This window comes from Candidatus Methanoperedens sp., assembly GCA_027460535.1.
Taxonomy (GTDB): domain Archaea; phylum Halobacteriota; class Methanosarcinia; order Methanosarcinales; family Methanoperedenaceae; genus Methanoperedens.
The window spans coordinates 39,580-65,734 of record JAPZAR010000029.1; the positions used below are offsets into that span (position 1 = coordinate 39,580).

The 26,155-nt window shown below is 42.9% G+C and carries 32 protein-coding genes and 2 tRNA genes; 22 read left to right on the plus strand and 12 right to left on the minus strand.

The window, feature by feature from the left end; translation table 11 throughout:
• Positions 1-106: 106 nt before the first annotated feature.
• The 5 genes from O8C65_13465 to O8C65_13485 all read right to left on the minus strand — a co-directional run bounded on the left by O8C65_13465 (position 107) and on the right by O8C65_13485 (position 2,927).
• The gene (locus O8C65_13465; protein MCZ7357929.1) at positions 107-1,039 is read right to left on the minus strand and encodes a hypothetical protein; all 933 of its coding nucleotides are present in this window, start codon (positions 1,037-1,039) and stop codon (positions 107-109) included.
• Between the two features lie 662 nt (positions 1,040-1,701).
• The gene (locus tag O8C65_13470) at positions 1,702-2,031 is read right to left on the minus strand and encodes a DUF190 domain-containing protein (protein ID MCZ7357930.1); all 330 of its coding nucleotides are present in this window, start codon (positions 2,029-2,031) and stop codon (positions 1,702-1,704) included.
• 23 nt (positions 2,032-2,054) lie between these two features.
• A complete protein-coding gene (locus O8C65_13475) occupies positions 2,055-2,402 on the minus strand; it encodes a CrcB family protein (protein MCZ7357931.1) in 348 nt (115 codons plus the stop codon).
• A complete protein-coding gene (gene crcB / locus O8C65_13480; GenBank protein MCZ7357932.1) occupies positions 2,399-2,755 on the minus strand; it encodes a fluoride efflux transporter CrcB in 357 nt (118 codons plus the stop codon). The genes O8C65_13475 and crcB overlap by 4 nt, the downstream gene beginning before the upstream one ends.
• A gap of 85 nt (positions 2,756-2,840) precedes the next feature.
• Positions 2,841-2,927 (minus strand) — tRNA-Arg (locus O8C65_13485).
• Between the two features lie 93 nt (positions 2,928-3,020).
• On the opposite strand from O8C65_13485, the gene O8C65_13490 reads away from it, so the two are divergent.
• The 3 genes from O8C65_13490 to O8C65_13500 all read left to right on the plus strand — a co-directional run bounded on the left by O8C65_13490 (position 3,021) and on the right by O8C65_13500 (position 4,495).
• Positions 3,021-3,131, plus strand: a tRNA-Tyr gene (locus tag O8C65_13490).
• A gap of 68 nt (positions 3,132-3,199) precedes the next feature.
• A complete protein-coding gene (locus tag O8C65_13495; GenBank protein ID MCZ7357933.1) occupies positions 3,200-4,111 on the plus strand; it encodes a ribonuclease Z in 912 nt (303 codons plus the stop codon).
• A 36-nt stretch (positions 4,112-4,147) separates the two neighbouring features.
• Positions 4,148-4,495 (plus strand): hypothetical protein, encoded by a 348-nt coding sequence (locus O8C65_13500; protein ID MCZ7357934.1) that lies wholly within the window; start codon positions 4,148-4,150, stop codon positions 4,493-4,495.
• 3 nt (positions 4,496-4,498) lie between these two features.
• Here the strand turns inward: O8C65_13500 and O8C65_13505 are convergent, their stop codons facing one another.
• Positions 4,499-6,016 (minus strand): AMP phosphorylase, encoded by a 1,518-nt coding sequence (locus O8C65_13505; protein MCZ7357935.1) that lies wholly within the window; start codon positions 6,014-6,016, stop codon positions 4,499-4,501.
• A gap of 210 nt (positions 6,017-6,226) precedes the next feature.
• Here O8C65_13505 and O8C65_13510 point away from each other — a divergent pair, with 210 nt between their 5' ends.
• Positions 6,227-6,376, plus strand: a complete 150-nt coding sequence (locus O8C65_13510) for an AbrB/MazE/SpoVT family DNA-binding domain-containing protein (GenBank protein MCZ7357936.1) — start codon at positions 6,227-6,229, stop codon at positions 6,374-6,376.
• 54 nt (positions 6,377-6,430) lie between these two features.
• Here the strand turns inward: O8C65_13510 and O8C65_13515 are convergent, their stop codons facing one another.
• Entirely contained in the window at positions 6,431-6,739 is a 309-nt protein-coding gene (locus O8C65_13515; protein MCZ7357937.1) for a hypothetical protein, read from the minus strand.
• A gap of 445 nt (positions 6,740-7,184) precedes the next feature.
• On the minus strand, positions 7,185-7,859 hold the full coding sequence (gene aroD / locus O8C65_13520; GenBank protein MCZ7357938.1) for a type I 3-dehydroquinate dehydratase: 675 nt from the start codon (positions 7,857-7,859) through the stop codon (positions 7,185-7,187).
• Positions 7,860-8,288: 429 nt separating this feature from the next.
• On the opposite strand from aroD, the gene O8C65_13525 reads away from it, so the two are divergent.
• The 3 genes from O8C65_13525 (at position 8,289) to O8C65_13535 (ending at position 9,121) form a co-directional block, all read left to right on the plus strand.
• Positions 8,289-8,507, plus strand: a complete 219-nt coding sequence (locus O8C65_13525; protein ID MCZ7357939.1) for a hypothetical protein — start codon at positions 8,289-8,291, stop codon at positions 8,505-8,507.
• A 71-nt stretch (positions 8,508-8,578) separates the two neighbouring features.
• A complete protein-coding gene (locus O8C65_13530) occupies positions 8,579-8,722 on the plus strand; it encodes a hypothetical protein (protein MCZ7357940.1) in 144 nt (47 codons plus the stop codon).
• Between the two features lie 147 nt (positions 8,723-8,869).
• Positions 8,870-9,121, plus strand: coding sequence for a hypothetical protein (locus O8C65_13535; GenBank protein MCZ7357941.1), 252 nt, complete (start codon positions 8,870-8,872; stop codon positions 9,119-9,121).
• Here O8C65_13535 and O8C65_13540 read toward each other — a convergent pair.
• Positions 9,084-9,287, minus strand: a complete 204-nt coding sequence (locus O8C65_13540) for a hypothetical protein (GenBank protein MCZ7357942.1) — start codon at positions 9,285-9,287, stop codon at positions 9,084-9,086. The genes O8C65_13535 and O8C65_13540 overlap by 38 nt on opposite strands.
• A 259-nt stretch (positions 9,288-9,546) precedes the next feature.
• Here O8C65_13540 and O8C65_13545 point away from each other — a divergent pair, with 259 nt between their 5' ends.
• Positions 9,547-10,455, plus strand: coding sequence for a UbiA family prenyltransferase (locus tag O8C65_13545; GenBank protein ID MCZ7357943.1), 909 nt, complete (start codon positions 9,547-9,549; stop codon positions 10,453-10,455).
• On the opposite strand, the gene O8C65_13550 is transcribed toward O8C65_13545, so the two are convergent.
• On the minus strand, positions 10,452-11,825 hold the full coding sequence (locus O8C65_13550; protein ID MCZ7357944.1) for a hypothetical protein: 1,374 nt from the start codon (positions 11,823-11,825) through the stop codon (positions 10,452-10,454). The two genes, O8C65_13545 and O8C65_13550, sit on opposite strands and share 4 nt — an antisense overlap.
• Before the next feature lie 274 nt (positions 11,826-12,099).
• On the opposite strand from O8C65_13550, the gene O8C65_13555 reads away from it, so the two are divergent.
• Entirely contained in the window at positions 12,100-13,665 is a 1,566-nt protein-coding gene (locus O8C65_13555; GenBank protein MCZ7357945.1) for a hypothetical protein, read from the plus strand.
• Positions 13,666-13,730: 65 nt separating this feature from the next.
• Here the strand turns inward: O8C65_13555 and O8C65_13560 are convergent, their stop codons facing one another.
• Positions 13,731-14,156, minus strand: coding sequence for an archease (locus tag O8C65_13560; protein MCZ7357946.1), 426 nt, complete (start codon positions 14,154-14,156; stop codon positions 13,731-13,733).
• Between the two features lie 365 nt (positions 14,157-14,521).
• Here O8C65_13560 and O8C65_13565 point away from each other — a divergent pair, with 365 nt between their 5' ends.
• The 8 genes from O8C65_13565 to O8C65_13600 all read left to right on the plus strand — a co-directional run bounded on the left by O8C65_13565 (position 14,522) and on the right by O8C65_13600 (position 21,209).
• Positions 14,522-15,607: a hypothetical protein gene (locus O8C65_13565; GenBank protein MCZ7357947.1), complete on the plus strand. Its 1,086-nt coding sequence runs from the start codon at positions 14,522-14,524 to the stop codon at positions 15,605-15,607.
• Between the two features lie 2 nt (positions 15,608-15,609).
• Positions 15,610-16,170, plus strand: a complete 561-nt coding sequence (locus tag O8C65_13570; GenBank protein MCZ7357948.1) for a hypothetical protein — start codon at positions 15,610-15,612, stop codon at positions 16,168-16,170.
• Positions 16,157-17,341, plus strand: a complete 1,185-nt coding sequence (gene phaC / locus O8C65_13575) for a class III poly(R)-hydroxyalkanoic acid synthase subunit PhaC (GenBank protein MCZ7357949.1) — start codon at positions 16,157-16,159, stop codon at positions 17,339-17,341. The genes O8C65_13570 and phaC overlap by 14 nt, the downstream gene beginning before the upstream one ends.
• Complete coding sequence (gene fabG / locus O8C65_13580; protein ID MCZ7357950.1) at positions 17,338-18,078, plus strand: 3-oxoacyl-ACP reductase FabG; 741 nt, start codon at positions 17,338-17,340, stop codon at positions 18,076-18,078. Before phaC ends, fabG begins: the two co-directional genes overlap by 4 nt.
• A 25-nt stretch (positions 18,079-18,103) precedes the next feature.
• Complete coding sequence (locus O8C65_13585) at positions 18,104-19,282, plus strand: acetyl-CoA C-acetyltransferase (GenBank protein ID MCZ7357951.1); 1,179 nt, start codon at positions 18,104-18,106, stop codon at positions 19,280-19,282.
• 6 nt (positions 19,283-19,288) lie between these two features.
• Complete coding sequence (locus O8C65_13590) at positions 19,289-20,149, plus strand: beta-ketoacyl-ACP reductase (protein MCZ7357952.1); 861 nt, start codon at positions 19,289-19,291, stop codon at positions 20,147-20,149.
• A gap of 19 nt (positions 20,150-20,168) precedes the next feature.
• The gene (locus tag O8C65_13595) at positions 20,169-20,444 is read left to right on the plus strand and encodes a hypothetical protein (protein MCZ7357953.1); all 276 of its coding nucleotides are present in this window, start codon (positions 20,169-20,171) and stop codon (positions 20,442-20,444) included.
• A 360-nt stretch (positions 20,445-20,804) separates the two neighbouring features.
• On the plus strand, positions 20,805-21,209 hold the full coding sequence (locus O8C65_13600; GenBank protein ID MCZ7357954.1) for a CBS domain-containing protein: 405 nt from the start codon (positions 20,805-20,807) through the stop codon (positions 21,207-21,209).
• On the opposite strand, the gene O8C65_13605 is transcribed toward O8C65_13600, so the two are convergent.
• Positions 21,206-22,063 carry a stage II sporulation protein M gene (locus O8C65_13605; GenBank protein ID MCZ7357955.1) on the minus strand — a complete coding sequence of 286 codons (858 nt, stop codon included), beginning with the start codon at positions 22,061-22,063 and terminating at the stop codon, positions 21,206-21,208. The two genes, O8C65_13600 and O8C65_13605, sit on opposite strands and share 4 nt — an antisense overlap.
• Before the next feature lie 82 nt (positions 22,064-22,145).
• On the opposite strand from O8C65_13605, the gene O8C65_13610 reads away from it, so the two are divergent.
• From O8C65_13610 to O8C65_13630, 5 genes are all read left to right on the plus strand, one after another.
• Positions 22,146-22,967, plus strand: coding sequence for a DUF63 family protein (locus tag O8C65_13610; GenBank protein ID MCZ7357956.1), 822 nt, complete (start codon positions 22,146-22,148; stop codon positions 22,965-22,967).
• Between the two features lie 111 nt (positions 22,968-23,078).
• Positions 23,079-24,149, plus strand: a complete 1,071-nt coding sequence (locus tag O8C65_13615) for an NAD(P)-dependent glycerol-1-phosphate dehydrogenase (GenBank protein ID MCZ7357957.1) — start codon at positions 23,079-23,081, stop codon at positions 24,147-24,149.
• Positions 24,150-24,180: 31 nt separating this feature from the next.
• Positions 24,181-24,630 (plus strand): UPF0179 family protein, encoded by a 450-nt coding sequence (locus O8C65_13620; GenBank protein ID MCZ7357958.1) that lies wholly within the window; start codon positions 24,181-24,183, stop codon positions 24,628-24,630.
• Position 24,631: 1 nt separating this feature from the next.
• Positions 24,632-24,871 (plus strand): hypothetical protein, encoded by a 240-nt coding sequence (locus O8C65_13625; protein MCZ7357959.1) that lies wholly within the window; start codon positions 24,632-24,634, stop codon positions 24,869-24,871.
• A 60-nt stretch (positions 24,872-24,931) separates the two neighbouring features.
• Positions 24,932-25,585 (plus strand): hypothetical protein, encoded by a 654-nt coding sequence (locus O8C65_13630; protein ID MCZ7357960.1) that lies wholly within the window; start codon positions 24,932-24,934, stop codon positions 25,583-25,585.
• Positions 25,586-26,155 lie beyond the last annotated feature (570 nt).

Genomic DNA, 26,155 nt, shown 5'->3' on the forward strand with positions numbered 1-26,155 from the left:
CTAAGTAAAAATTTTACACAACCATCACAAAATCCATCTCTCGATCCCGGTCAATTATAATGAATTGTAGTTACGGTTATAATTTTCTGTTCTTCAAGAATCCTTTTTAGAAGTTATGTATCTCTCTATGCTTTTTGAGGTAAGTTTTGTCTGGAATGTATTTTATAGGCATTCTAATCTTCTTCCCATTTAAATCAGAAATAGCGGTTGCAAGTATACTACTCTTCGGCTTAAATGACTTTGTCACAATTACTTCATATTGATCAGAAATGGAGATTAACCCATTTTCGAAAGCGACATCATGGAGAACACAGAGACAAATACCGTTTGTAGGATATGACGCTATTTTTATATCCTTGCTTACTGGCACAACGTGGCAACCTCTCAAAAACTGCCCATCATCAACATCGCACATGGCACACTTACTTTGATAACACTCTAATAGTATATTACGAAAAGCCTGTTGAAAATTTCTGGTTTTAACCTTTCTCTCCGAAAATGTAGCACCCTTCCTTATACCTTCTTCATATTCCTGAATAATTTTGTCTTTTTTCACGACGTTCCATATTCCTAGCCCTCGCACCTTTTGTTCTGTTAAGGGCATGACGGTTGACAACCAACCCTCTTGTTTATTGATTTTTTTTAGTTCTGTGCCCAGCCAGTTAACATGTAACGTGTGCTTATAGTCAACCGGTATAGGATTATAATAATATTCATCATCCACCTTACCAATCCCTGCAATTTCTTTTTGCCCTTTGTTAGCAATTATAATATCTCCCTTTTTAACATTTCTGAAGTCCAAAAGTTGTTGAGCATCTCGTGTTAGACGGGTTTTATAATTAGGGGCTGTGTAATAAGTATAATACGTTCGTAGTCTATCTTTAATTTGGTCTAAACTTAATTCTGATAAATCGCCGACCTTGGACCAGCCCATTGCAATTTTTTTCTCTTCAATGCAAATAGACCATTGCCTTTCCCAACCTCTGTGATCCCTTCCCCAATTCGACGGGGAGATTTTCAAATAGCGAATATCTTTCATTTTAAACCCGCAATTATTTGGAACCTCACTAATAAAAGTCTATTGAAACATAAATCTTATCACAATAGGATTTTCAGGTATTTTTGGGATTCCTCTATCGAGATTTACATAAAATCCCTATAGATACCGAAAAAAATTCGCTATGCAACCCATCCTTAGTGTAATTTTTACGACCAATTTTGACAATCTACTAATCACCCTCACGCAAAATTCAGACGAGCGCCCATTGGCCCGGCGCGCCCGATGAATCGGGTGTGGTTGGGCGACCCTGCGAACTGCGCAGAGTCGTGGGGTATGTTTCCACGTTTGAAATTGTTCACGAAAAAAGGATGCCCGAAACCTCAGAGATACTCCGCTCACGCAAAAGAATATCCGCAGGGTGCCTCAGGTAAAGGAACTTGCGCCCTTTGTGGTGATTGTCGATACCCACATGAACTGTGTTCACAAATCCAATGAAAAAGATAGAACACAGATTCCACGGATAACACGGATTGGCACGGATTAAAGATATCCGTGAATATCCGTCGAATCCGTGTCATCCGTGTTCCCTGCCTCATTGGCAGCACTTTTTCATAGCAGAAGTAAGCAAAAAATAAATAATCTACCAGCCCGTAACGGTATCGGTTTTTACAGGATTCTAATCAACTATACCCTGCAATTCATCATGCTTCATACTCATGCCCCGTCACAATATTCACATCCTGGATCGTTATCAGTTCGTTCTTTGTCATTTTCTTAATTTCAGGAAGAACAGCCATCAACCTATCTTCGGTATCCACCACCTCGATGATTATCGGAAGGTCTTCGCTCAAGCGCATGATGCTTGGGGTATGGATGATGCTGTGCACACCATATCCTTCAAAACCCCGGAATACCGTTGCGCCTGCTATACCTTTGCGTCTTAGATATTCAATAATCGCATGATATGTTGGCTTACCCTCCTGCCTGTTTGACTCTCCAAGGTATATCCGCAACATTTTTGCTTTCATCATTCCTCCATAATTCCTTTACAAACTTACATTACCATCAATTTACCTGCAATTACACCGCCACCGCACAGGATCAGGCTCAACAATATGTTAGCAGCAAAAATCCGGGACTCACCACGTTCAAGCAGCCGGAAGCTCTCATAGCTGAATGTTGAAAACGTTGTAAATCCTCCAAGTATGCCTGCATCTGCAAAATATGGCAGCGGGTTTGAGCCGTACGTTATTATGGAAAGCAGGGCGGAACCTGTAAAATTCACGAGCAGGGTTCCCGTGGGCAGGTCTTTCCAGACCGGGAATATTCCGGAAACAATATACCTGAGAATAGCTCCAAGCGCGCCTCCTGCCCCAACAAGAAGGATAAGTGCAATGTTCATGTTCCCAGCCCCTTCATTGCCATGGCTCGTCCGGCAAAAACCGCGAAAAGGCAGGCAATTATATTTGCAGATATATTCCATGCAGCAGGTGCTGCGGAATATTGAAGTGTCTGCAGCATGAAAGTCGAAAATGTTGTTAAGCCCCCGCAAAAACCTATCCCGGCAAGGTATCTTTCCCTCTCGCTGAAAAAACCAAGTTCAGTTCCGTACATCAGGTAACCAAGGATGAAACTTCCGAGGACATTGACAATTAAGGTACCCCCCACTCCCTGAAAATACTGGAAAATAAGTTCCCTCAAAGCAGAACCCAAAAACCCACCAATGATGATGTAAGAAAATCTCGTTTTTTCCATTTTTTCGCTTGTTTATATTTTAAATAAATAATTTCCATTGTGTCTGCCACCTTACGGAATGGAGCAGAATCGTATTGTTTTATAACGGGCGCGGAGGGAATTGAACCCCCGACCTACAGCTTGCTCCTTAGAAATTAGGAGGCTGCCGCCATATCCTCTAGGCCACGCGCCCTCTGGTTCGCTCCTAAATATCAGTGTGTTATCTTTAACTTATCGCCTTTATGAAAGAAAGGGTTAAGTATATTTGTGCTTATTCAAAGGCAATCCCGCCTTAACTCAGTGGCTAGAGTGCGCGGCTGTAGTATGGTTCATGTGCATATGCACACAATACCGCGCAGGCACCGCGAAGTCCCCGGTTCGAGTCTGGGAGGCGGGATTTTATTTTTTATAATAATATTAACAAATAAGTGAATTATTTAAAGCCAAAGCGCAAATAAGCCCATTATGCTGCGAGTGACTTTTCTCGGGACAGGAGGCACCCTGCCTACGCCGAACCGCAACCCTTCTGCCATACTTGTCAACAGGGAAGGAGATATGATGCTTTTTGACTGCGGCGAGGGCACGCAGCAGCAGATGATGCGAGGCAAAGTGGGCATGAAGATAAATTCCATCTTCATTACTCATTTCCATGCCGACCATTTTCTCGGGATCCCGGGACTAATACAGACCATGTCTTTTAACGGAAGGACTGAACCGCTTGAAATATACGGGCCGGAGTGGACCAAGCAGATGGTACATCTCCTCATGGAGCTGGGTTACTACAAGCTCGGTTTTCCCATAAACGCGCATGAACTGGAAAATGGGTCTACGATTGATAAAGGAGAATATTTTATAAAGGCTGTTGCCACAGATCATGGCATTCCCAGCCTTGGCTATGTGCTTGAGGAAAAAAAACGTATCGGCAGGTTTAACAAGGAAAAAGCTATCGAACTCGGGGTTCCGGTGGGGCATCTTTTTTCAAAGCTCCAGAATGGGGAGTCTGTCATGATAAATGGCAGAAAAATCTTGCCCTCCCAGGTATTAGGGAAAAGCCGTCCCGGCCGAAAACTGGTTTACAGCGGGGACACGCGGCCCTGTGGATCAATTGCCCGGGAAAGCTTGGGAGCGGACCTTCTTATCCACGACGGGACGCTTGCCGATGAGCTGAAGGAGTGGGCTCTTGAAACAAAACATTCGACATCGGGGGAAGCCGCAGCTCTTGCGAAAAAAGCAAAAGTAAAGCAATTGATATTGACACATGTCAGTTCCAGGTACTCGGAAAATGTAGAGATGCTATACCGTGATGCAAAGAGCGTATTTGAAAATGTCAAAATCGCAGAAGAATTCATGGAAATAGAAATACCTCTCAGTGAATAAATAAACATTAAATACACGCAGGTATATACCTCATAGGTGATGGTATTGAACGCTTCTTTGTTGAAATTCAAACTGGACATTGAAAGAATAGGGCACATAATTGACCTGGATGAGTTCAAAATAAAAGAAGCCAGCGAACAAGGAAAGAGCACACTGATCTCTTCGAAATTCTTTAATAAAGGGGTTTACAGGGTGCGCAATACAAAGAACGGGCGCCTTGAGACTATTGCTGTGAATATTGATAAAATAGCGGCTGTCACATACGAAGGGCTCAAAAAAGAATTGGGGGAGGGCTGCGTTGACAAACTCCTCTGGAAGGATGTCCCTGAGGGCGAACCCATATTTTTCTATTCGCTTAAGCTTGAGAACGATTTTGTAAAATAAACTCTAAAAGACCTTCGTTGCCTGGACTCTCTCTAAAAGCATGCCTTCCACAATTATGGGGAAGTCCGTCTCCGCACTCTTTAATGCATTTGTTAGTTTCCAGCTCTTGTCAGCGAAAATCGTTATCAGGGGTTCACCTTTCTTAACGATCTCACCTTTTTTCTTATGGATCCACACCCCCGACCCTCTGTCAATGGGGGCTCCCGCAATCCTCGCTATCTCCACGATTCTTTTATTGTCGAATTCAATAACATAACCTTCTGCCGGGGATGCAAGCTCAGCCCTATGTTCACCCGGTTTTATATCGGCATATGTTATTTTAGGATTTCCACCCTGTGCCTCTATGATTTCCCTTAATTTGCCCAGAGCCTTGCCTGAACGAAGTGTTTCCATCGCTATATCCTTACCGTGCCCTTTGGCCGCTGCTCCGCCCATTTCAAGCAAGATGCCGGCAAGTGCCGTACTCTTTTCAATAAGGCTGTTAGGCCCCTGCATTGTTTCCAGTACTTTGAGAGCCTCCCTGACCTCGATTGCCGGACCGACCGTCCTTCCGACCGGTGAGGCGCCGTAGGTCATGGCGCATTCCACACTCATCCCGAGCCTTTCTCCCAGTTCGATCAAGTCCCTTGCCAGTTTTTTTCCCTCCTGAATCGTGGGAACTTTTGTCCCGCTGCCGATGGGTATATCGATGACGACACAGTCTGCGCCAACTGCCCCCTTTTTCGCCATTATGGACGCAAGAAGCTGGTTATGGGGGTCTATCCCGAGTGGATATTCAGCATGTATCAGCTTGTCATCAGCCGGAGCTATATTTGTAGCGCCACCCCATGCGATCACGCCTCCTACCTTCTCTGTAATGGATTTTATTTCCTCGGCCCCGAATTCTACTGGTGCAAGCACTTCCATAAGGTCAGCTGTGCCTGCCGCGCCGGTAATGGCCCGTGAGCTTGTCTTGGGTATCAGGAGACCGTTCGCAGCTATTATGGGTACGACCAGCAGCGATATTTTATTCCCAGGTACACCCCCGATGCTGTGCTTGTCCACAATGGGATGGGTATCGAATTCGATCTTCTCGCCCGTATCGATCATTGCCCTTGTGAGCCATTCGACCTCATCCGAGCTCATTCCGTGGATGTATGAAGAGGTAACGAATGCAGACAACTCTATTTCCGTAAGGTTATCCCTGACAATATCCTGGACGATCTGGTATATCTCTTCCTGCGTCAGCTTCTGGTGATCCATATATTTTTTAATGAAGCCGACGGAGCTGGGTCTTGAAGTGGGTATGATATCTACTGTAAGTGGGCATATCTTTCCAAGTTTCTCGCAACATTCCTGGTATACCCCTAGGTTACCTCTTTGAATCATATCGCCTGTTTCAACGATCGCAGTGATATAACTATGATCTTTTAATTGAACTCGGTCGCCGCCGCGAACCCCCAGTTCCTTAGCATCTTCGGTATTTAGGACAACCTTGAATTTTCCTGCCTTTATTTGAAGTGGTTGGACTTTTAATTCCATTTTATCGTACCCTTGTTCAGTCTATATTTACTGTTTGCAATATTTAGGATATAATTTTTTAATGTTTTTAGAGACATTTGTTAAACAGTGCCATTTTTAATAACATTCTTACTAATACCAAAAATAGGCTCTTATTCGATAAAAAGCTTTATATTAATAGATATCAAAGTAATACTAAAATAATTTATTATAAAAAGGAGATTAGAAATTATGGGTAAAGTTGTAAAGCTCCGGAAGTCGGGCAAAAGCCTGATCATAACCATACCAATGGCAATAGCTGAAATGTTTAACCTCAAAGAAGGATCGTTGGTAGAGATTGAGCCATTTACCTCTAGCTCCATGCAGCTTAAGGTAAAATGACCGTTACTTTTACCTATCCCTTCCGGAGATAAACCATCCGGTTGATAAATATGCTCACCCATTTTTAAACATTCTACTCCAGATTTCTGTCCCTTCCTCCGCATATATCTGTGATTTCACAATTAGCATCTTATTGTAAAGTGCCATGATAAATGCTATCAGGAAGACAACCTGTGTTATCTCGGCAATATAATAGGTGTTTAGCACATCTCCTGCATCTCTGAACCAAATCGTAAACTTGATTAGTATATTTAGAGCAAACCCTGCTCCAGCAACTGAAATATATATCCAAGTTCGCTCCAGCACTGCCTTGTCAAGAAATAAATCAGTATTTGATAAGTCCCTGTCCGCTTTGCGTATCATAAAGAGAATCTGCCCAATGAGGATGATTAAAATAAACGCAGCACATGCAGTAAATATTTCTAAGAAAACCTCAACAAGCCCTTTTGTTAAAATCTCTAATTCCTCCTTTATGAAATTTTATGAGCAGGTCATTTGAAGTTATACCTTCCGAAACAATAACAAACGAACCTATGACTGCTATTAAAAATAGTACATTCAAATTATATTTCACCATAGTACCATCAAAGTTTAATTACCTATATAATATTTATAACTGTCGATACATGCAACTTAAGGTAAAATAAATTTATAAGTCATCGGCAAATAGGTTGTATTTAGCACTATTGATTAATCCGCAGGATGTTTTCATGATTAGTTCTCAGGCTGTCATCTCCTCTATTAGGGTATCAAAAAACAAAGAACGGGCGCGAAAACATGATCCGACTCGTATGGGGTAAAGCCGGGATCAGATTTTTCCTAAGATATTTTTCAACTCATCTACACGCAACTGCCCTGGAGCTAGCGCATTCTCTACATACCCATATGTCATGACAGATCCATAGATGGGAGCTATAACACGCGAGTGCCTTCCTGTTTCACCCATGGCAATGGTGCACACCGGTCCTTTTGCTCGCAGGGTAGCCTCAAATAATCGCAGCACATCTTCAAGGGAATTCGGCATTACAGCGAGTTTAGCGATATCAGCCCCAGCCTCAAATGATTCATTGAATATTCCCATCATAACATCTAACCTCGGTGTCTTCTGGAAATCATGTGTGGATATTATAACTGTTTTCCCTGCATCACTCGCTACTTTAACGACATCATCTCTCTTATCCGAGCATAACTCAATGTCAACTGCATCTGAAAGAGGCAATAAAGAGACCAATGTCTTAATGCGCAATGACTCATCCCTGTGCCACTCTCCTCCCTCCTGCTTCATCCGGTTTGTAATAATTACAGGGAGGCCGATTCCTTTAACATCCTGAAGTGATTGACGGGCATCGCCATCCAGGAGATCGATCCTTAATTCCAGGATATCTGCCCCAAGCTGTTTTGCTTTATTTGCATATTCGACAGGATTTTCTCCTAATGCCGCAACCACCGATCTTTTAAGTTCCAGACCTCCTAAGCGCACCATATGAAGGTAAATGTCTCTCCGTGATAATAAGATTTATTAGAGTAATTTAATCTATCAACATATTTATATCGTTTGAAGTAAATTAAACATAAGAATGAACCACTTGTCGGAAAAGGTTAAAAGGGCGGCGGCAAGTTTAGTGCTCGAGGTCGATGAGAGAAGGGTAGGAGAATGCAAGAATTGCGGCTCATGTTGCATGTTTTTATATAAATGCCCTTTCCTGAGATTTGAGAACCACAACTCTCATAAAGCCGTATGCACAGTACACAGACTCAGACCTCCAATGTGCAGGAAATATCCAAGGACCAAGGAGGAGCAGTTACATCAACCCTGCGGGTACTATTTTGTTGACCGAAATTAAACTCCTATCCCAAGAAGTGAAATCGTTCGATATATTTATTATACAAAGAAGCCGTAATTGACCTGAATATGACAATATCTGAACTGCTCAAGAACTCTGCCTATGCTATTGTATTTGGATTCATGGGACTTATTATTGGGATATGGAGCGCAGACCTCTTATTCAATTTAATCCTTAAAAATTTAGACAGGGTAACTACGATATATATTTCTTTAATAATTATAATATTAATTTCGGCAGGCGCGTTCCTGCTTGGTTTTACCAAGGGTAAAAATTTGCTTGAATGAGAGTAAACGTGCAGGAGCTCTTCCTTTACAATGCGGCTAATAATCATGCGTGCAGATGAGGTGGGCATCGTGTGGAAAAGATGCTTTGCAGGAACAATTATATTTTCATAATAGAGAAGAATGAAGATGCCTGCAATAGGGCAAAGCAGCTTGATATAGATCATACATGGAAATACGGCTACGTCAAGCATGTTAAGAGCGCTGCCATTCGATAAGCAGTAAACCCCTCATGTTTTTATTTGATAATGTGGTCTTCAATACGGGATACTTGAAAAAAGAATGGAATCTCATTATTATAATCATAATTAATTAAAGAGTAACCTATAAATACAAATAACCTAAGGTATAATGATAGGCGGAATATGCGACGAAGCAGGATAGATATCATTATCGATGTTCTGGAGGTGGCAAGGATGGGCGTGAATAAAACGAGCGTTGTCTACAGGACGAATCTGAATTTTAGGCTGGCGGATAAATATCTTGAGTTACTGCAGAGGCAAGGATTTGTAGAGAATAGAGTGGATAAATATATAACAACAGACAAAGGGAAGATCTTTTTGGAGAAAGCCAAAGAAATCAATCTACATTTAGAAGAGCCTGACCGAAACTGGTAATACCAATCTCCTCATTTTTTATTTCTACAAGCCCATACTCATTCATGAAATCCAGGGTTGCAGCAACCTTTGATGGAATTTCTTTTTCAATTTCATTTATACGGAGTTTTTCTTTCTCACTGATTATTTCAAGGATTCTATCTGCGGTTTCTCCGAATTTTGTCATACCTTTCTTGATAATGATGAAATAGTATATATAACTCAACTTAACAGAGTTCCTTAACGTGCTTTCTTAATATAATTTCTTAACTATATTTACTAATATTTTATATTACCTTCAAGCGTAGGAGTGTTTGCCCTTCATGGGCAGGATAAAACAGGTGATAAAATGAATAACGAGAAACCGAATAGGACAGAAGAAGAAAGGGCAGCAGAGGAAATATTCCAGAAATATCCTCTAAACTTCGGTTAAGAGGCATCTTAAAATGAGCTGGAGAAACAATATTGAACTATTAAGATTGTGCAACTCTCCAGCTTCTATAATTTCACCTTTCCCTATTTTTGCAATTTCCCTTTTTCTAATATCTCGCAGAGAGTTCAATATTCACGATTTACCCATTCTATTTGCCGGAATAGTTATCTCACTTTTTTCGAACTTTGGTTCTAACTTATGGAACCATTGCAATGATATAAAAGAGGATTTGGCACAAGGCAAGAAAACGATTTTAACACAGGATAGATCAATGCAAAAAACAGCACTGTTTATCGCTGTCATGCTCTACGCATTCTCTATACTCTTTGTTTATTATTTATCAATCGAACTTAAAAAGCCAATTTACTTGTTTTTTTTAATTTGGGCTTTTGCAACCTGGTGGTATTCGGATAATCTAATTCTTAAAAAAATTATTGGTTTTAGACTAAAAGAGCATTATATAGGTGAGTTTATCACCTATGGCGTTGCATGGCCCACGTATACATTGAGCATCTGGCTTGTATATTCTGATTTAAATGCCAAAGGAGTATTGACATCTGCGGCATTCTTTTTACTTAGCATATCAGCGCTACTGTTAAAGGATTTAAAAGACATAACAGGAGATAGGAAAGCTGGTTTAAAAACTTTTGGAGTAACATTCTCCCCTTCTCGACTAATACGATACTCCTCTTACATGATGTTGTTATTTTATTTTATCTTACTGAATCCACTTTCTTTAAATCTTTTTGGTATCGGTATTTTGGTCATGATCTTTCCATTCGTTTATTTTTTTAAAAATACCTTTGCCCACATGTATAAAAAAAACTGGGTTTTAGAGCTAGAAGATATGAAAGCACTGAAATGCATAGGCAAATCTATCTATGCATCGGTGATATTTATAGGGCTGAGCGCTTTTCATTAAATTTCCAAACAGGTATTTGTACCAGCATTTGTAAAAAAAATATTATCATTCGCTTCTGATAAATAATTTCTTAACTGGAATTCAGGTGGAATATACGCTGAAGGAGGGTAAGATAAAATTCCAAAATAATTTTTACCTAATAGTTTTTTCACTTTATCTTTATATTCAAAAGTTTTCTCTCCGAATGTGGTTGCAACTCCTACATCAATGCAGAAATAAATAAAACTACCATTATTATATTTCAAATTATTTAAACTTGAGATGAATGCATCAAATTTATCATTCACCATTTCATAAACTAGGGCAACCTTTTCTGAATAATCTGAAACATCCATAATTAGAGGGAACAGGTCGAATGGTAAAAAGTTGCCCATACCAATAACAAACGCTCCCTTTGTTTTTTTATTGAAAAAAAACAACCCATACGGTATGAAGATTTTATAGTCTCCTTTGTCAAGATTCCCTAAAATTTCTTTCTCTTTTTTATCAAATACATGTATCAGATTCTTTACTGCTTCGGGGGAGGGTATGCCATCCAGCGATATTAAAATATTTTTTTCAAAGTTTGCTTTAAATTCCTTTATAACTTTAAAGTTATTATTGATTATGCATCTTGTTTCATCAAGAGTTTTACCTTTATCAGGAAAGATCTCATCATATACAGCATTTATATTCTCTTTCTCGATTGTGAGTGCAGCAATGCCTTCTTCTATATCCCTGAAGTTACAGAAAATGCTGGGAGAATTAAACCTCAGTTGTGTATGCAATACGTTAATTCCTATAATCGGCACTTTATAATCGGTACTTTGTGCAAAAATATCAAGTACAGTCGGAGGTGGGTAGATAAATTTCTCTTTATCGCAGTAATCTGCGAATTTTCCCGCATATTCTTTTTGTTTTTCCGGATTCGCTCTTTTGCATAATGTACTGTAATATAATCCTCTCGCACAAATTTGACTGACCTTAAACGCACTTGCCATATGTGCTAATGGAAAATGTAATATAACAACCCCTTTCTTGCAATCTATTTTTTTGGCGAGTTTTTTCGCAGATTCTATTGCACCATTTTCATTCGCTCCTTGAACTCTTATCTTTGCGTCAGGGTCAGTGCATAGTACCAGCGCGGCACCATCCATTCTTAAATCATCTGGAAATATCATTCCATCCACAGAAGCGCCTATCTGTGGTATATCGCCATACTCTTCATGGAATATATCCAGCATGGACTGATATTTGCCGCCATACTTTAACGTGGCATAGAATAAAGCAAGGTCAGGTTTAAAATCCAGATGCAAATGAGCTTGCTCTAAAATATCCAGTGCAGCCTGCTTATGGTCTTTTTTATTACTGAAAAGCGTAAGAGATCTCATTTCACCTTTTGTATTTTTGTCTCCGGGGCGTTTTTACTTTCCATTATATCCAGAATTTCAATTAGTTTGTTTGGGAATATATATTTTTCCGCTATATTATTAAGATGCAGTGTTCTTAATATTTTAACCTTCTCACCAGGTTTAAAGGGAGAATGCCTAGGTCAACTTGATAAACATTCTATGAGGATGCAAAGGCAGAACTATATCTATTTTGGAGATTAATTTTAATCCGATACAGGTATCCATCGATTATTAATCCGAGGGAGGAAAAATTATGAGCTTGGAAAAAAGTCAGGTCAGAGAGGCTATTAGAAAAAGTCAGGCTTTTCTGCTTAAAGGCGTAGAGAACCATTTGATATTAAATGGGAGAAGACAGCAAGAATTCCTAATAAATCCATGCCCATTAGCCACAGCCCTTGCAATTCTAGCATCCGAGAGAAATTGTGAACCAGTAAAAAACGCAATCACCTGGCTTCGGAAAATACAGAATAAGGATGGCGGATGGGGTTTTGCGGATAGCGTGCCCAGCGATATTAATAGCACTGCTCTATGCATTCTGGCTCTGGAAGAGACTGAAAGACAGATAGAAAAAAGAGCCCGCATTTTCATGAAAGAAAATGGTGGTTTCTCAAAAACAGAATGGTTTGTTCAAGTGATTTCAAGTTTATTTGACAAATACTCCCCGGATGAGATTCGTACTCCAGGTGTTGGTGCCTCAAGATTGCCTCTTCCGGAACTGCGATTTACACCTTCATTTTATGCTAATCTGAATCCTACTGCGAAAAATATGGTTTTTAGCCTTACCGCGCTGGAAATGTTGGCTAAAAAGGAAAATGCTAACAAAACACTGGGATTTTTAGAAAGTGTTCAGGGACTGGATGGTTCTTGGGATCAAGAGGTTATACTTACTTCTTTCGCAACATTGGCGTTTCAAAAAGCTAAAATAAATCCCAGAATAAATCCGAATCATTGGTTTTCCGAGGTGCAATATTCAGATGGTGCTTGGCCAGCTTTCAACCAATTAGCTTGTTGGGATATAGGTTGGGCCAGTTCTATTCTTGCTGGAAAATTTTTGCGGGATGAAAGACTACAAAGAGCGAAAAAGTATCTTGAAGATGGAATGTATTTGGACGGAAGTTTTGGGTTCACATTGCCACATGCAGGGCCGGATATTGATGACACTGCAGTGGCTTTAATAGGGCTTAAAAATCTCTGTTCAGAGAAAACTCTACAGACATCTCGATATTTAAAATTTATGCAGAATGCAGATGGAAGCTGGAGCACATTCCCGGAGTTCTTTGGCAGTCCCCCGTATTGCATTTCAGGAAAAGTTGTTCATTTACCAAGTGTGGATGTAACGTGTCATGTTTTAAAAGCCTTATACGACGAACCATTAACAAATAAAGAACCTTTCATAGAGTCGGCTCTCGACTGGTTAGTCTCAGCTCAGAACAAAGATGGCTCATGGGAATCGACATGGTTCAGGGGTAATATCTACGCGACTTCTGAGGCTATAACCACTTTGCATAAATTTGGCATTGAGGGAGAAACTATATCCAGAGGTTTAGAATGGGTTGGTGGTCAACAGCGCTCTGATGGGAGTTTTGGCAATGGCACCGTACCAGAAACGTCATTAGCGTTAACAGCATTCATGGCATGCCTTTTTGAAAAAGTGGATGTTGATAAGGCAGTTCAATTCTTATTGGATGAACAAAACCCCGACGGATCTTTTTCAAGATCTTATACAGGAATCTATTTCGGTATTTATTATAATGACCCCATATATTTTACCTATTTGGGATTAAATGCGCTTGAACTATACAATAAAATGGAAAAATAAAATTCAAAGAACATTTCGGGTGCGAAATTTTCAATAAAAACCTATTCGTAAAATAGAAAGTTCTTCTAAATGTCAAGTACGACCCTTGCGATCCAGTTTTGTCCTTTCTTCCTGACCTCGTATAGATGGTAGGTGACTGCTTTTACGTCCGATCTCAAGGTATGCTTTTCCCGGTCGATGGTCTCGCCGGATATTATTGCGTAAAGTTCGTATTCATCATTTTTTTTGATTGTCACATCAAATCTTCCAAAGAGAATCGATTCGGCGTCCTTAAGATAGACCAGCTCTGAGAGCCAGTCAAAAAGAAGCCCCTCAATAGATTCGTTTTTCAATTCGATCTTTCTGCTAACCGCTGGTTTTATGCTTTTCGTATCTGCCATGACCTCAGAGATCGCGAATGCCGCATCCCTGAACAATTCTTCCAGATTCCTGCCTTCGGCCTCAAAGGCAACATCCGAAGTAGCGATGTCCTCAAGATATCGAAAAGGCATATAATCTTATTATAATCCTGCACTCTTTATGATTTCCCTGAAAGGACAGTGGAAATTATAATCGAAACCGGGGTCGAAAGGAATTATGGTTACATTAAATCTTGACAGAATTTTAATATGCCCAGGATTTCCGCCTGGGGAGGGAAAGGAGTGATTGCTGGCAAGGGTTGGCGAAATTAAATGATTAATCAATATAAAAAAACTTTATATAAGCAAATCGCATAATAGGGGTTGGAATGGATTTGCAAAAATTGCAGCCATTATGGGGAAAAACGGATTTTAGCAGATCAACTTTATAAATTTATAATCTTCGAAAATTATAAATTTAGATCGAAAAAATCAACTATGTAATCGGAGGAGTTTATATGGTGAAGAAAAGTGAGATGAAGAAAGAAGAAGGTCAAGAAAAAAAAGATGTTTTCAAAGTATGGGCCGACAGCTATACCGCTGTTTCAAAAATGTGGGAGGAATCCTACATGAACCTGTACAAGCCCTGGATAGAAACCACGGGTGAAATGTTCGAAAAAGCAGTTGAGCTATCAAAGGAAGCCACGCCTGAGAAGTACAAAGAATTCTATGATGAATGGATAAAGGCACAGCAGAAGACGTTTGGGAAAATCTATCCTATCCCGATGCAGAAATCCGACCGGGAGACGCTTGAGAAACTTCTTGTAAGCGCGGAGGAAGCGAACAACCTCTTCAAATCCTGGGTCGCCGAGATAGAGGAGAACACGCAGAGAACGCAAGATTTGCTGAAAGGTACACCCGACCCCGAAAAGTACAGGGATCATTTTAATATGTGGATGAAATCCTATGAAAAAATATTCGATGAGTTCATTTCCATGCCGGCTATGGAAAGCACGAAGGAAATATTCGGGAATTATGGCGGCATACCTAATATGTACTTAAAGAATTTTGCAGAGATGTCAAAAATATGGAAGAATTCGTTCTCTGACTTGTACTTGCCCTGGGTTGACCCCATGTTCAGGCTCTCCGGGAAGACGGCTGAGCTCTCAAGGGGAAACGCAACTCCTGAAGACTACAAGGAATTCTACAATCTTTGGATGAAAACATACCAGGAAACATATGGCAAGATGTTCAATGTCCAATCCATGAAGCCGTCAAAGGAAATGCTTGAAAATTTCCTCGAGAGCACCAATATCTATCTCAACATGTATAAAACGTGGATAGCTGCCATGGAAAAGATGTCGGAAAAGGTCAAAGACCTGTCGGGACGCACGTCCGATCCTGAAGCTTATAAGGAATTTTACGACCTCTGGGTAACGACATATGAGAAAGCTTTCGAAGACTTCTTCGAGAACATGCCCACTATTGGCCCTATGAAGAAGATGATGGAACCTGTAAAGAGCGCGGCCAAGATATACGCCGACACATTTGCGAACATGTCAAATATGTGGATCGAGTCTTTTCCCAGCACAGCCCGGGCCTGAGTATGGAAAGAACCTGTTTTGAATCCACCCACGAGTTTTTTGAGATGTGGTTAAAGACCTATGAAGCAACCTATGGCAGGCTCATAGAAATGCCTCCCATGGGCCCGATGCGCGAGAAATCAGAAAAAGTGATGAAGAATTTTTCGCTTTCAGTCAACCTTTACACGGCATGGATGGAATCCCTGGCCGATTTCCAGAGTGTTTTCATTGAAGCCATGCGCAGGATGCGCGAAAAGATGGCAGTGGAGGGGGAGGTCAGCCCTGAAGCATATAGGGATTTTTATAGGTTATGGATTGAAACTTACAGCGAGACGTTCAAAGAATTCTTGAAGTCAGGCCATTTTTCCTCGGGCATGGGCAGGCTCATGTCATATTCTATCGATTTCCAGAAAAATAACAGGGAAATGCTTGAGGAGAATTACATGAAAACATTGGGCCTTCCCACAAGGACCGAGATCGATGAGATAAACAGGGAAGTCTATTTTCTCAAGAAAAAGGTAAAGGAGCTGGCAGGAGCGTCAAGGAACTCGCAGGGGATGGGAGGACTCCATGAACAGTCTTGATTTCATAGAGAGGCAGATAAAATTCGTAAGAGGGATGGAAATACTGCTGGAACCTCCCGAAATTACAGTTGGGACTACCCCTTCGGAGGTCGTCTATGCAGAAGACGACATGAAGCTTCTGCATTACATTCCAACATCAGAAAAATCGTATCCGATTCCGGTGTTGATAGTATATGCATTTGTTAACAGGTATTACATCCTGGATCTCCAGCCCGATAAGAGCGTGATAAAAAAGCTGCTGAATGAGGGCCTCGATGTCTACATCATTGATTGGGGATACCCTTCGGGGGCAGACATGTACCTGACCCTTGATGATTACGTTAACGGCTATATAAATAATGCAGTGGACAAAGTCAGGGAAATATCGGGAACGGAAAAGATCACACTGCTCGGGGTGTGCCAGGGGGGAACGCTTTCCGTGATGTACGCCTCACTTTATCCTGAAAAAGTGAAGAACCTTGTTGCCCTTGTGACACCGGTGAATTTCGATACGGATAAAGGACTTCTCCATATCTGGGCAAAAAGCCTGGATGTTGACAAGATGGTTGACTACTATGGGATAGTACCAGGGGATCTGCTGAATGTTGGATTCCTGCTCACGGATCCTTTCAGGCTTATGATAGACAAGTATGTGGGATTATTCGAGAGGATCGAAGGCGAGCCTGATAATGCGGGTTATCTCAGGAATGAGGAGACGGTCAAGACCTTCCTGCGGATGGAGAAATGGATATTTGACAGCCCAGACCAGGCAGGCGAAGCTTTTCGGCAGTTCATGAAGGACTGCTACCAGAACAACCTTCTCATCAAGAATGAGATGAAGCTAGACGGGAAGAAGATCGACCTGAAAAAAATAACGATGCCCCTATTAAATGTTATGGCGGAGACGGATCATCTTGTTCCCAACGCTGCGAGCATTCCGCTTAACGATGCGGTTGCGAGCGAAGATAAGGAGACACTCATTTTCCCGACGGGGCATATCGGTATCTTTGTTGGTTCCAAATCGCAGAAAGAGGTTTGTCCGAAGATTGCGGAGTGGCTGAAGCCGAGATCTTTACCGGAAGAGATGAAAGAGCGATCGGAAGAGCAAAGAGAGCAAGCTGGAGTGGAAAAACCCGGACAACCGGTAGTGCGTAAAAGAAGAGGTCGTAAGGCGAGGAGAAGCGTAAAATGAGACTCGATAACAAAGTTGCAATTATTACAGGTGGAGGGAGCGGTATTGGCAGGGAAACTGCAATGCTGTTCGCCGAGGAGGGTGCAAAGGTGGCAATAACTGGAAGGACGGATGAGAGAATAAAGAAAGTCTGCGAAGAGATAAGCGAAAAAGGTGGAAAATCAATCTATGTCCGGGGGGATGTTTCAATAAAGGAAGACATGGATGAAGTCGTCAATAAGACTATCAATGAATTTGGGCGGATTGATATCCTGATAAACAACGCAGGGATCAATCAGGATGCTTTAGTAACTAAAATGACCAGGGAACAGTGGAATGGTGTCATTAACATCGATCTTTCCGGCGCTTTCAATTGCATCCAGGCAGTGGTCGATGTAATGATCAACCAGGGTAGTGGTGTGATTATCAATGCGTCATCAATTTCAGGCATATATGGTAATATCGGACAGGTAAATTACGCTTCGGCAAAGGCTGGGCTAATAGGTTTGACCAAGACCCTTGCAAAGGAACTCGGTAAAAAAGGCATCCGTGTCAATGCGGTCGCTCCGGGATTCACAGTTACACCCATGACTTCGAAAGTACCTGAAAAAATTATGAATATAATGATAGAGAAGACCCCTCTTCGCAGGCTGGCAGAGCCACGGGATATTGCCTACGCATACCTTTATCTCGCTTCGGATGAGGCGAGGTTCGTTAACGGGGCAGTGCTCTCGGTCGACGGGGGATTGACCATCTGAGATTTAAAACAAGTGGGAGAATTAAATGAACAAAGCAGTGATTGTTTCGGCAACGAGGACCGCGATAGGGAAATTTGGCGGGAGTCTTAAGGATTTCACGCCCGGACAACTTGGTTCCGTGGTGCTGAAAGATGCGCTGAAAAGGGCGCAGGTTGAACCTGACGAGGTTGATGAAGTTATCATGGGAAATGTTCTTTCAGGGGGCCATGGCATGAATATTGCCAGGCAATCCTCGATATGGGCAGGGCTGCCGGAAAAGGTACCTTCCTGCTGCGTGAACAAAGTTTGCGGCTCTGGATTGAAATCGGTTATCTTTGGTGCCCAGGCAATCATGCTGGGCGATGAGGATATCATACTCACCGGAGGAACGGAATCCATGTCGGCATCCATGTATGCCCTTAAAAAAGCACGCTGGGGGATCAAGATGGGCAATGATGAGACAATTGACACGATGATAAGTGACGGGCTCTGGGATATTTTCAATAATGTCCACATGGGGATTACGGCAGAAAATGTGGCTGAGAAATATCACATCAGGCGGGAAGACCAGGACGAATTCTCAGCAAAAAGCCAGAATAAATCAGAATCTGCCATAAAAGCCGGGAGGTTCAAGGATGAAATAGTTCCTGTAGAAGTCCCGCAGCCAAAAGGCGACCCTCTTCTTTTTGATACGGATGAGTTCCCGAGATTCGGAACAACAAAAGAAGTACTATCCAGGTTGAAACCGGCATTCAAAAAAGATGGCACAGTGACGGCAGGGAATGCGTCCGGGATCAATGACGGGGCTGCATCGGTCCTTCTCATGTCGGAAGAAAAGGCCCGGGATAAGGGCCTGGAGCCGCTTGCAACCATCATTGGCTACGCGTTCTGCGCAATACCTCCGGAAATAATGGGAATGGGACCGGTTTGCGCAACCAGGAAAGTCCTTGAGCGCGCGGATCTGAAACTGGATGATATTGATCTTATAGAAGTGAATGAAGCATTTGCAGCCCAGTCGGTTGCCGTCAGCAAAGAATTGGGATGGGATATGGACAGGGTAAATGTTAACGGGGGCGCCATAGCCCTCGGGCATCCAATAGGTGCGAGCGGAGCCAGGATACTGGTCACATTGATCCATGAATTGATAAGAAGAGATAGCACTTACGGACTTGCCACACTCTGTATCGGGGGTGGGCAGGGTATTGCAGTAGTAATTGGGAGGTAGATAGAAATGGAAAACAATAGGAATGGAGCGCGTCTGAAAGGCAAAGTAGCCCTGGTAACCGGGGGCTCAAGAGGTATTGGCATGGCGATAGCAATGAGGATGGCGGAGGAAGGCGCGGATGTTGCCATAAATTACCAGAATACCAGAGAGCATGCAGAGAACGTATCTAAACTGGTAGACCACATAGGCACGATCGATGAAATCGGGAAATTATCGGTGATAATAGATCGTATGGATACCAAGGAGCACGCAAAGGAGGCATCGAAACTGGTGGAATCAATGGGCTGCCACTCATGTATCGTTCAGGCGAACGTGAGCGATATCGAGCAGGTGAACAAAATGAAAGACGAGGTGCTCAAAAAATTCGGCAAAATAGATATTCTGGTCAATAACGCAGGAATCACCAGGGATAAATCGTTCGTCAAAATGACCCCGGAAATGTGGTCAGAAGTAATATCTGTGAACCTGAATGGGGCGTTCAACTGCACCAAAGCCGTAATAGACGATATGCTGGAACGAAAATACGGGCGCATAATCAATATCTCCTCTGTCATAGGGAGGATGGGCAATTTCGGACAGGCGAACTATGCAGCATCGAAAGCGGGAATGATCGGCCTTACACAGACGCTTGCAAAAGAATTCGCAGGTAAAGGCATAACGGTCAATGCGATAGCACCAGGATTCATTGAAACCGATATGGTGAGATCTGTCCCGAAAGAAGCGATGGAAAAAATCCTGGCAAAAATACCCCTCGGCAGACTGGGAAAGCCTGCAGAGGTCGCCGCAGCCGTGGCCTATCTTGTTTCCCCTGAAGGTGAATACATAACAGGTCAGGTTTTAGATATAAATGGGGGACTTTACATATAATCAAGAAGGAGTGAATGAAATGGGAGAATATGAAGAAACTCTGGAAGAGATACGGAAAACATTTGGAACGGTTCCAGAATTCATGAGGGTTTTTCCCGGGGATTTACTTGTCCGGGATTGGCCTTCATGGAAAAAGGACCTTCCGGGGGAAATAGATCTGGAAAGAGCAAGATACATGCTCAGTACAGACCAGATTCTGGAAGATATGCTGACCCGGGAAGATATAACCGGGACCAGAAAGGTTGGGTTCGGCAGCACTGGAACCTCAGAGCCGATCGAAGAAATATCAGATTGAAGTTGTAATAAAGAGAGAACTAATTTTGAATTGATAGTGGACTCCTTGGAAACTGAAAAGAAAATATCCAATCTGGAAGACCATAATGAAACTTGAAAATGGGTTGCAATTATAACGGGAGCGGAAAGTGGTATTGGCAAAGAAACGGCACTTTTGTTCGCTCAGAAAGGAGCCAGGGTGGTCGTGGCAGATATCAATGTGGATGGGCTGGTCATATAAACTCAGGCTAGATACCTGAGTCTTTATTGCCAGTGATTTCAATACTTTTGAAAAAACCTCACTTGGATAATTATTATTAATCGTTACGAATAATTATTTATCGGAAGACTTTTAAAAATAGGTAGGAAGGAGAGATAGAAAGTGAGACTGAATAATAAGTTATTAAGAGATGTAATGACAAGAGGTGTGGTAACTGTGCCGATGGATGCCACTGCCAAACAGATCGCGACATTGCTGAACAGAAAGGGATTATCAGCAGTCGCAGTTACGGGGCGGGACGGCGAGGCAATGGGTGTGATTTCTGACATGGACATACTCAAGGTGATAGGAAAAGATGACTGGGAAAATATTACTGCAGACTCTATAATGACTTCCCATGTGGAGGCGGTCGACCCTGCTACCACAATTGGCGATGCAGTGAAGATAATGAGGGAAAAACATATTCACAGGTTGATCGTTTTCTCGGAGAAAGGCGTGGGAGCCTCGCAGAGACCTATAGGCATACTGAGCGCAAGTGATATTATAAGGGAAGCCGCACGGGCTTAACCAGGCATAAACATCGAGGCGATCACCGGCGTTACGAAAGTCTCGATCATCGCTGCAACAAAGAGCAGTGGAACTATCTTCCGTATATAGAATCCAAGGCCGGCATACAACTCCCCTTTTATATCAACTTTCATGCCTTTCAATGAGGAGTACACGACATCCCCAAGGCGAAGCCCTATACCTGCGCTGATCAGTATCATGGGGACCTCTATTATACCATGCGGTAGTAGCGCAGCGATCACAAAAAGGGTGCCCTGCTGCCTGGAAACCGTATCTGCCAAAATGCTCAGGATCACACCATTGCCCGCTACAAAAAGAACCGGAATGATGCCAAGCCCGACTCCCAGAATGATTGCCACCAGGCTTTTTATTGCATTATTCAGGAAAATAACGAAAACGATAGTTACCGGATTAAGCGTTTTTATCCAGCCGAATGATCTTTTTAAAATTTCCAGGTAATTATCTGACAATCCAGGGTTCCCTACAGCTACGATCAAACCCATAATCAGAGAAATCAAAAAGATCGCCGTAATAGCGATAAGATATCTTCTCAGTGAATACAAGTAATCCATGTCTGTTCCCATTTTAAATATTTTCAGCCTGCCCTTTTCTGTTCTTATAATGAATTCATGGCCCCTGCCAAAATCTATGGTCAAAATTGCCCTGGTTTTTTCACTGTTAACCTTCATTGAAAGATAGTGATTTTCGGAAGATATATGTATCGCACTGCCGTCATCGCTTTTGTCAACTTTCGCATTCCTTGCCCAATCAGCACCGAAATCCTTGACCAAAAATCCTATAAACCTCTCGGTATCCTCTCCCGGAATTTCATCCCATCTGAACAAATATTGCATTTTATACTCCCATTAAAATCCGCAGTCTACCACGGCAACAACCGATAAATATAAGCATTTGTGCAAGTATTTTCTGGTCGACATGGTTAATAACCTTTTGGATTACATCATAAGTTCTGCAACCGATGTTAAAGCTTATAATCCGGTAAATACCCTTCTTTTTGGGTTGCTGTTTGCATGTGGCGTGTCCTTCATTTACGTGTACATAATAAAGAGGGTAGGGCTAAGGATTGACAGGGGTTTTCTTTTTGCAGCAAGCATGTGGGCTTTTTTTGCAATGAGCATACGGCTTCTTTACGACACGGGCTTTACGAAATCAGTGTGGTTTATAACTCCCTATGTGACGCTGATCGATTTTCTCCTTGCGATATCCACGCTTTTCCTATCCCTGTACATTCAAAGGAAGAAAAAAATCGATTATTGGAAAACATGGGGCGTGTCGGGGGCGATACTTGGAATTATTATGCTCTCACTGTCGCCCCTCACCAACTTGAAAGGATTCAGCCTGATTGTGCTTCTCTGGACAGCTTCCATCCTTATCCTTGTCGGCGCGAGGAAGATATTTCCCAAGTTCCTCACCTGGTGGAACATTGGCGTGATTGAGGCGCACATGATGGATGCTGCTGGCTCATTTGCAGGCATAACATTTTTTGGCTTCTCTGAGGAGCATGTTCTTGGAGGAACGCTGATAAAATATGTAGAATCAATCGGCCTCACTTTGTTCGGCTCCGGATCATGGGTGATGTTTCCTTTGAAGCTTGTCGTGCTTGTGCCTGTGCTATATTATATTGACAAGTATAGCGAAGACATAAATGAGACAAATTATATCAAGACAGTGTTATTTGTTCTTGGGCTCGCAATAGGGCTGCGGAATGGTTTTAATATTCTGATTCTCAAGGCATAGCGCATGCCATGAGTGGTATCCGCAAATAAGATGTATCGTTGATTATGCCGCTAATGTAATACTTATATATATACTCCCAGAGTGTATCTATTATATTCGTATAGGGACCCTATGAAGGAGAACAAGGAAAAGAACCATAAGAACAAATGGATGCAGCTTCCGAGAAATGTTGTTGTCGGCCATGGTGTGATCAACGACACTGGTAAGGTGTGTCAAGATCTTAAGCTTAATGGGAGTGCCCTTGTCGTTGCGGGCGGCTCCACCTTCAAAGCTGCTGGAAAAACGGTTGAAGTCTCACTCGAAGACTCTGGTTTTAATGTGAATGAGGCGATCATAAAAAGCCCCTCACTTGAAGAGGTCATCAAAGTCGAAAAGATATCAACGGAGGTGAAGGCCTCTTTCTTGCTTGGCGTCGGCGGCGGGAAATCCATAGATATCGCCAAGCTTGCGTCGAAGCACCTTGACCTTCCTTTCATTAGCGTTCCCACTGCGGCATCCCATGATGGAATTGTATCCTCGCGAGCCTCGATCATGCGGGATAATATAACAGTTTCAGAAGAGGCACAGACCCCCATAGCCGTTGTTGCAGACACTGCAATAATATCTGCAGCGCCGTACCGCCTCCTCGCGGCCGGATGCGGGGATATAATATCTAATTACACTGCTGTTCGGGACTGGGAACTTGCGCACAGACTGCGCGATGAACCTTATAGCGAATATGCCTCCATAATCTCCAAGATGACCGCAAAAATACTCATCGAATCTGCCGAAGCCATCAAACCCGGCATAGAGGAGTCTGCATGGACTGTTGTGAAAGCGCTGGTGGCAAGCGGCGTGGCCATGAGCATCGCGGGTTCTTCCCGTCCTGCGAGCGGTTCCGAACACAAGTTCAGCCATGCATTGGACGAGATCGCACCGCATCCTGCCCTTCACGGCGAACAATGCGGCGTGGGCACAATTATAATGATGTACCTTCACGGTGGCAACTGGCAGGAAATACGCACTGCTCTTAAAACAATTGGAGCGCCTGTAAATGCTTCCGAACTGGGAATAGGGGAAGAATATATTATCGAAGCGCTCGTTAATGCGCACGGGATACGTCCTGAAAGGTATACCATCCTTGGAACGGGACTGACCCGGGAAGCTGCGGAGAAGGCTGCAAAAATTACAAAAGTTATCTAATAGCTATATTAAAATGAATCAGGTGAATTATATGGAAGAACCAGATATAAGCATAACGTTGATAGGAACAAAGCTTGCAAAAGTAGGGAACGAATTCATTTTTAGAGGGCCAGCAAGAGAGTGTGAAGTATGTAAATTTAATAAAACATGCCTCAGCCTGGTTACTGGCAGCAGGTATAGGATAATAAATTTGAGAAATGGCGGGAAACTTGAGTGTGCTGTGCACGATTCGGGAGTCTGTGCGGTCGAGGTTATGGAAGAACCGATAACGATGAGCCTTGAATCACGGAAAGCCATTAAAGGTTCCAGAATAGTGTTTGAAAAACCCAACTGCAATCTAGCCAATTGTGTAAATTATATTGTCTGCAATCCGTCTGGGGTCAGGCGCGGGGATAAATTCACAGTTGTTGAGGTGACGGGTGAGATAATGGAGCCATGCGAGAAAGGCTATTTATTAAAGGCAGTTAAGGTAAAGAGATAGCATGAAAAAGATGGACGAGAACAAATGCATGGATTGCGGTGCTGACCTGACGAGCAGGAAAAGGTACCCGGTCTATTCAGCACGGCTGGCAGTCCTCGGGTACAGATGCGCAGAATGCCATGAGAAAAGCAAAACCCCCGGGGCGAAGAAACGCGAAGAGGAGATAAGCAAGCTCACAAAAGAAGTACCAAAACTCGAAAATGTAGCCCAGAATATTCGCAAGGCGCTTGATAAGAAATAATCTCCGGTGCTCCATATCCCGGACCCGCCGAGATAAGTACATTCGATTAAGCAAACATAAATGATAGAATCACCTCACACGACCGGAGAGGTCATGTTGCCATCAAGTGCTGGTTTGCTCGAGGCGGAGCTCATGCTCCCTTTCCCGGAATGCGAAAAATACCCTGCTGCAGCAGTTGTATGCCACCCTCATCCCCTTTATGGAGGATCCTTGCACAGCAAAGTCGTGGTCGCGGTATCCCATGCATTCCTTGCGCTGGGCATACCCTCGCTGCGCTTCAACTTCCGTGGGGTTGGCAGAAGCAGCGATAGATACGACAATGGCATAGGAGAAAAGGATGATGCCGTAGCTGCACTAGACTATATGGAAGGCTGGGGAGATAGCCTCATTATTGCAGGTCACTCTTTTGGGGCATGGATGAGCATGAAAGCGGGATGTGAAGACACAAGGGTGAAGATGATCATTGGGGTAGGTACACCTGTCAATTTTGTGGATATGACTTTTCTCAGGGATTGTATGAAACCCAGGCTTTTTGTTCATGGTATGCGGGATCAACTCATACCCGTCGAGAAAGTGGAAGAGCTTTACTCATGGCTATCTGAACCAAAAAAGCTCATCAAAATGGATAGGGCTGACCATTTCTTTACTGGAAAGCTTGATGAGCTGTCAGAAATAGTGAAATCTTTAACAAAAGAATACCTGCATCTACAGTAGGCAATGCTATCATGAGATTCTTTTATAATCATAATTGATTCAGGAAGATAACAAACCGCGGATAAAAGCCCCGAGTCGCGGGCGTCCCGAGTCACGCCTCGGGATGGCGTGTCCATGTATGCCTGCAGGGCATACGTGTTGTTTGGGAGTCGAGAACCGTTAGCTTTCGGTCTGAGAACCCGCAGGGTTTCGAAGCGGCGCATCCACGTCAACCATTGCGCCAGTTGACGTCGCACAACCGTCACGTCGGTTGACGCCGTGCACACGTATGCCAGCTGCATACGTGGACGCGTACTCAAGGGACGCGACCCTTGACGTATGGCTCCGCCATACGTGGATATGGCCACGCGATATGCCCGCAAGCATACGTGTCCATGCGTCACGACGAGCATAACGCCGATGAAGGCGGATAAACACCATCTGCGTTTATTTGCGTTCGTATATACAACATCCATGCGAGAAATATAAAAACGTTCTTGCACCTACATAAAAGTAGGTCGAGAGGGTAACAAACATTGCGTTTGGGATCCGTTCCCGTAGATTAACCTGTTGCCCTCTCATCCTTTTGAT

What these genes read in the sequence shown, in the direction of transcription:
- O8C65_13465 (MCZ7357929.1), bottom strand. Translation starts at nt 1,039, where the DNA reads ATGAAAGATATTCGCTATTTGAAAATCTCCCCGTCGAATTGGGGAAGG.
- O8C65_13470 (MCZ7357930.1), bottom strand. Translation starts at nt 2,031, where the DNA reads ATGATGAAAGCAAAAATGTTGCGGATATACCTTGGAGAGTCAAACAGG.
- O8C65_13475 (MCZ7357931.1), bottom strand. Translation starts at nt 2,402, where the DNA reads ATGAACATTGCACTTATCCTTCTTGTTGGGGCAGGAGGCGCGCTTGGA.
- crcB (MCZ7357932.1), bottom strand. Translation starts at nt 2,755, where the DNA reads ATGGAAAAAACGAGATTTTCTTACATCATCATTGGTGGGTTTTTGGGT.
- O8C65_13495 (MCZ7357933.1), top strand. Translation starts at nt 3,200, where the DNA reads ATGCTGCGAGTGACTTTTCTCGGGACAGGAGGCACCCTGCCTACGCCG.
- O8C65_13505 (MCZ7357935.1), bottom strand. Translation starts at nt 6,016, where the DNA reads ATGGAATTAAAAGTCCAACCACTTCAAATAAAGGCAGGAAAATTCAAG.
- O8C65_13510 (MCZ7357936.1), top strand. Translation starts at nt 6,227, where the DNA reads ATGGGTAAAGTTGTAAAGCTCCGGAAGTCGGGCAAAAGCCTGATCATA.
- O8C65_13515 (MCZ7357937.1), bottom strand. Translation starts at nt 6,739, where the DNA reads ATGATACGCAAAGCGGACAGGGACTTATCAAATACTGATTTATTTCTT.
- aroD (MCZ7357938.1), bottom strand. Translation starts at nt 7,859, where the DNA reads ATGGTGCGCTTAGGAGGTCTGGAACTTAAAAGATCGGTGGTTGCGGCA.
- O8C65_13525 (MCZ7357939.1), top strand. Translation starts at nt 8,289, where the DNA reads ATGACAATATCTGAACTGCTCAAGAACTCTGCCTATGCTATTGTATTT.
- O8C65_13535 (MCZ7357941.1), top strand. Translation starts at nt 8,870, where the DNA reads ATGCGACGAAGCAGGATAGATATCATTATCGATGTTCTGGAGGTGGCA.
- O8C65_13540 (MCZ7357942.1), bottom strand. Translation starts at nt 9,287, where the DNA reads ATGACAAAATTCGGAGAAACCGCAGATAGAATCCTTGAAATAATCAGT.
- O8C65_13545 (MCZ7357943.1), top strand. Translation starts at nt 9,547, where the DNA reads ATGAGCTGGAGAAACAATATTGAACTATTAAGATTGTGCAACTCTCCA.
- O8C65_13550 (MCZ7357944.1), bottom strand. Translation starts at nt 11,825, where the DNA reads ATGAGATCTCTTACGCTTTTCAGTAATAAAAAAGACCATAAGCAGGCT.
- O8C65_13555 (MCZ7357945.1), top strand. Translation starts at nt 12,100, where the DNA reads ATGAGCTTGGAAAAAAGTCAGGTCAGAGAGGCTATTAGAAAAAGTCAG.
- O8C65_13560 (MCZ7357946.1), bottom strand. Translation starts at nt 14,156, where the DNA reads ATGCCTTTTCGATATCTTGAGGACATCGCTACTTCGGATGTTGCCTTT.
- O8C65_13565 (MCZ7357947.1), top strand. Translation starts at nt 14,522, where the DNA reads ATGGTGAAGAAAAGTGAGATGAAGAAAGAAGAAGGTCAAGAAAAAAAA.
- O8C65_13570 (MCZ7357948.1), top strand. Translation starts at nt 15,610, where the DNA reads ATGGAAAGAACCTGTTTTGAATCCACCCACGAGTTTTTTGAGATGTGG.
- phaC (MCZ7357949.1), top strand. Translation starts at nt 16,157, where the DNA reads ATGAACAGTCTTGATTTCATAGAGAGGCAGATAAAATTCGTAAGAGGG.
- fabG (MCZ7357950.1), top strand. Translation starts at nt 17,338, where the DNA reads ATGAGACTCGATAACAAAGTTGCAATTATTACAGGTGGAGGGAGCGGT.
- O8C65_13585 (MCZ7357951.1), top strand. Translation starts at nt 18,104, where the DNA reads ATGAACAAAGCAGTGATTGTTTCGGCAACGAGGACCGCGATAGGGAAA.
- O8C65_13590 (MCZ7357952.1), top strand. Translation starts at nt 19,289, where the DNA reads ATGGAAAACAATAGGAATGGAGCGCGTCTGAAAGGCAAAGTAGCCCTG.
- O8C65_13595 (MCZ7357953.1), top strand. Translation starts at nt 20,169, where the DNA reads ATGGGAGAATATGAAGAAACTCTGGAAGAGATACGGAAAACATTTGGA.
- O8C65_13605 (MCZ7357955.1), bottom strand. Translation starts at nt 22,063, where the DNA reads ATGCAATATTTGTTCAGATGGGATGAAATTCCGGGAGAGGATACCGAG.
- O8C65_13610 (MCZ7357956.1), top strand. Translation starts at nt 22,146, where the DNA reads ATGGTTAATAACCTTTTGGATTACATCATAAGTTCTGCAACCGATGTT.
- O8C65_13615 (MCZ7357957.1), top strand. Translation starts at nt 23,079, where the DNA reads ATGAAGGAGAACAAGGAAAAGAACCATAAGAACAAATGGATGCAGCTT.
- O8C65_13620 (MCZ7357958.1), top strand. Translation starts at nt 24,181, where the DNA reads ATGGAAGAACCAGATATAAGCATAACGTTGATAGGAACAAAGCTTGCA.
- O8C65_13625 (MCZ7357959.1), top strand. Translation starts at nt 24,632, where the DNA reads ATGAAAAAGATGGACGAGAACAAATGCATGGATTGCGGTGCTGACCTG.
- O8C65_13630 (MCZ7357960.1), top strand. Translation starts at nt 24,932, where the DNA reads ATGATAGAATCACCTCACACGACCGGAGAGGTCATGTTGCCATCAAGT.